The following is a 3,377-nucleotide window of genomic DNA, read 5'->3' on the forward strand; positions in this document are numbered from 1 at the left end:
TGGGGTCCTCGTAGAGGGGGGTGCCGTCGAAGCGGGCCAGGGCCCACTCGTCGGTCGCGAAGTGGCCGGGCACCCAGTCGAGGATCACGCCGATCCCGGCCTGGTGGAACGCATCGACGAGCCGTCGGAAGCCGTCCGGGTCACCGAACCGGGAGTCCGGCGCGAAGTACGACGTGACGTGGTAGCCCCACGAGCCGCCGAAGGGGTGCTGCATGACCGGCATCAGCTCGACGTGGGTGAACCCCAGGTCGGACAGGTAGGGCACCAGGTCGTCGGCCATCTCGTCGTAGGACCAGAAGCGGCCACCGGGGTGCCGCTTCCACGAGCCCAGGTGCATCTCGTAGATGGACATCGGCTCCGCCACGGCCTGTTTGGCGGCACGGGCGGTCATCCACTCGTCGTCGCCCCAGGTGTGACTGGTCTCGTAGACCCGCGAGGACGTCGCGGGCGCGACCTCGGCGAAGAACGCCATCGGGTCCGCCTTCTCGCGCCACACGTCGTCGGCGCCGAGCACCACGAACTTGTACGACGTGCCCGCGGCGCAGGCGGGCACGAACAGCTCCCACACGCCCGACTGGCCGAGCTGGCGCATCGGGTGCTCGCGCCCGTCCCAGGAGTTGAAGTCGCCCTTGATCCGCACCGCTCGCGCCGACGGCGCCCACACGGCGAAGGACGTGCCGCTGATCGTCTCGCCGCCGGGGACGTCGTAGTGGTGCACCCGGGCGCCGAGCACCTGCCACAGGTTCTCGTGGCGGCCCTCGTTGACCAGGTGCAGGTCCATCTCGCCCAGCGTGGGCAGGAACCGGTAGGGGTCGTCGAGGAGCAGCTCGCCATGTCCGTAGTCGACGACGACGCGATAGTCGGGAACCGACTCCCCGGCGACCACCCCGACCCAGATGCCGCCGTGCTCGTGCTCCAGGACGGTGTCGGCGCCACCGTGCCTGATCGCCACCCTCTCGGCGAGCGGCTTCAGCACCCGCACGGTGACCGCGCCCTCGTGGACGTGGGGCCCGAGCACCGCGTGGGGGTGACCGTGGTCCCCGCGGACGATCTGGTCGAGCTCGCCTCGGTTGACCGGCGCCGGAGACGGAGGCGGGGTGGACGGGCTCGTGGACGGGGTGGGGCGGTCAGTCATGGCTCTCCGATGCGCGCGATGGCCGTGAGCGGGATCTCCACCCAGGTCGGTCGGTTGCGGGTCTCGTAGACGGTCTCGTAGACGGCTTTGTCCGCGACGTAGGCGTCGAGCAGCGCTCGCTGCTCGGAGGTGAGCTCGGTCTCGGCGAGGGCGGCGTAGGCGTTGAGGAAGTAGCGCTGGTTGCGTTCGGTCCACTCAGCTCCCCGCTGGCGGCGCTCCTCCAGCTCGTCCTCGTCGAGGTCGGTGTGCTGGCGCTCCACGACGTGCGGGGCATAGGCGAAGGAGCGCAGCATCCCGGCGACGTCACGCCACACCGAGTCGGGCAGCAGCCGCTCGGCCAGGGGCTTGGCGGGCTCGCCCTCGAAGTCCACGATCTTCCAGCCCAGGGCCGTGCGCAGGGTCTGCCCGAGGTGCAGGTCCCCGTGGACGCGCTGGACCGGGAGCTCGCCCAGCGCCTGGACGCGGCCGAAGACGTGACGCAGGCGGTCCTCGTGGGGAGCCAGGGCAGGCGCCGCGTGCAGCGCCAGATCGAGTCGCTCGTTCATCGCCGCAGCGGTGTCGGCGGCGGGGACGGTGCTCACCTGGAAGTGCTCGCGCAGCACGGCGTGCACCTCGCGCAGCGTGTCGCCCAGACGACCCGACTCTCCGGCGAAGTCTCCGCCGGACTCGCGGGCCGCGACCAGCGGGTCGGCGTACAACGTGCGCACGCTGCTGAGCGCGAGGTCCCAGCCGTCGGTGGCCGTGCGCAGGAACTGCTGCAGCATCCCGAGGTGGGTGTTGCCGTGCTCGACCCAGCCGTAGAGGTGGGCGACGTCGGGGGAGTCGGCCTTGGTGAGCGCCTCGTGGGTGGTGATGTCGGGGTTCGGGCCGGGGGTCAGCTTGCGGAAGACCTTGAGCACGGAGTCCTCGCCGAAGGCGACCGAGGAGTTGGACTGCTCTCCGGTGAACAGCGTCCCGACGGCGTCGGTGTCCACCTCCGACCCGGGGACCCGGTGGAAGGTGAGCGACTCCGGTCCCTCGGTGACGAAGCTGCCCGGACCGGCGGCGGCGCCGAACGCCTGCAGCCACAGCCCCATCGACGACCGGTCGTGCAGGGCGTCGTAGGCGTGGATCCACCCGTGCTCGGGGTCCTCCCACCAGCCGATGAAGGCGTGGTCGAGACGGTGCTCTGACTCGGTGTAGCAGGCCAGCGGCACCTGGTAGAGCTCGACGTCGGCCTCGGACCCTGCGGGCCCGTCGCCGTAGGTGAGCTCGACGATGAGCACGTCGACCAGGGGCTCGCCGGGCGCCAGGCGGCCCAGCCGCCCGAGGCGTCGTACGCCGGAGACCTCGAAGGGTCGTCCCTTGCCGCCGAACCAGCGGGTCTTGACCAGATAGGCCTGGATGACCTCGTCCGTCAGGTGGGTGACCGGCTCGTGCACGTGGTCCTGTCCGCTCACAGGAGCTGCCCTTCGTCCGGGTTCTCGCTCGGCACGAGGCGGAACCAGTAGAAGCCGTAGCCGCTCAGGGTCAGCAGGTAGGGCAGCTCGCCGATCCGCGGGAACGTCACCCCGCCGAGCATCTCGACCGGGACCATCCCCTCGAAGCGACGCAGGTCCAGCTCCACCGGCTGCGGGAAGCGCGAGAGGTTGTTGACGCACAGGATGACGTCGTCCTTGGCCTCGCGGTCCCCGGCCGGGCCGTCGTGGCCGTCCTCCCTGTACTCACGGGCGTAGGAGAGGACCGACGCGTTCGAGCCGCCGAGGTCGGTGAAGCTGCCCAGGCCGAACGCCGGGTGCTGGCGGCGGGCGTGGATCATCCGGCGCTGCCAGTGCAGCAGCGAGGACGGATTCTCCAGCTGGGCCTCGACGTTGACGCTCTGGTAGCCGTAGACGGGATCCTGGATCGCCGGCAGGAAGAGCTTGCCCGGTGTGGCGGAGGAGAAGCCGGCGTTGCGGTCCGGTGTCCACTGCATCGGGGTGCGTACGCCGTCGCGGTCACCGAGCCAGATGTTGTCGCCCATCCCGATCTCGTCGCCGTAGTAGAGGACCGGCGAGCCCGGCAGGGAGAGTAGGAGCGCGTTGAACAGCTCGATCTGGTTCACGTCGTTGTCGAGCAGCGGGGCGAGGCGTCGACGGATGCCGATGTTGGCCTTCATCCGCGGGTCCTTGGCGTACTCGTCCCACATGTAGTCGCGGTCCTCGTCGCTGACCATCTCGAGGGTGAGCTCGTCGTGGTTGCGCAGGAAGATGCCCCACTGGCA

3 protein-coding genes are annotated in these 3,377 nt (G+C 70.3%); all 3 read right to left on the reverse strand.

The window, feature by feature from the left end; all coding sequences use genetic code 11:
- Nucleotides 1-1,135, reverse strand: a 1,135-nt coding sequence (locus Q1K33_RS20640) for an alpha-amylase family glycosyl hydrolase (RefSeq protein WP_300406804.1), incomplete at its 3' end; no start/stop codon positions are given.
- Nucleotides 1,132-2,574: a hypothetical protein gene (locus Q1K33_RS20645; protein ID WP_300406806.1), complete on the reverse strand. Its 1,443-nt coding sequence runs from the start codon at nt 2,572-2,574 to the stop codon at nt 1,132-1,134. The genes Q1K33_RS20640 and Q1K33_RS20645, both read right to left, overlap by 4 nt.
- Nucleotides 2,571-3,377, reverse strand: an 807-nt coding sequence (locus Q1K33_RS20650; protein ID WP_300406808.1) for an alpha-glucosidase C-terminal domain-containing protein, incomplete at its 5' end; no start/stop codon positions are given. The genes Q1K33_RS20645 and Q1K33_RS20650, both read right to left, overlap by 4 nt.

The organism is Nocardioides sp., assembly GCF_029937575.1.
Lineage (GTDB): Bacteria > Actinomycetota > Actinomycetes > Propionibacteriales > Nocardioidaceae > Nocardioides.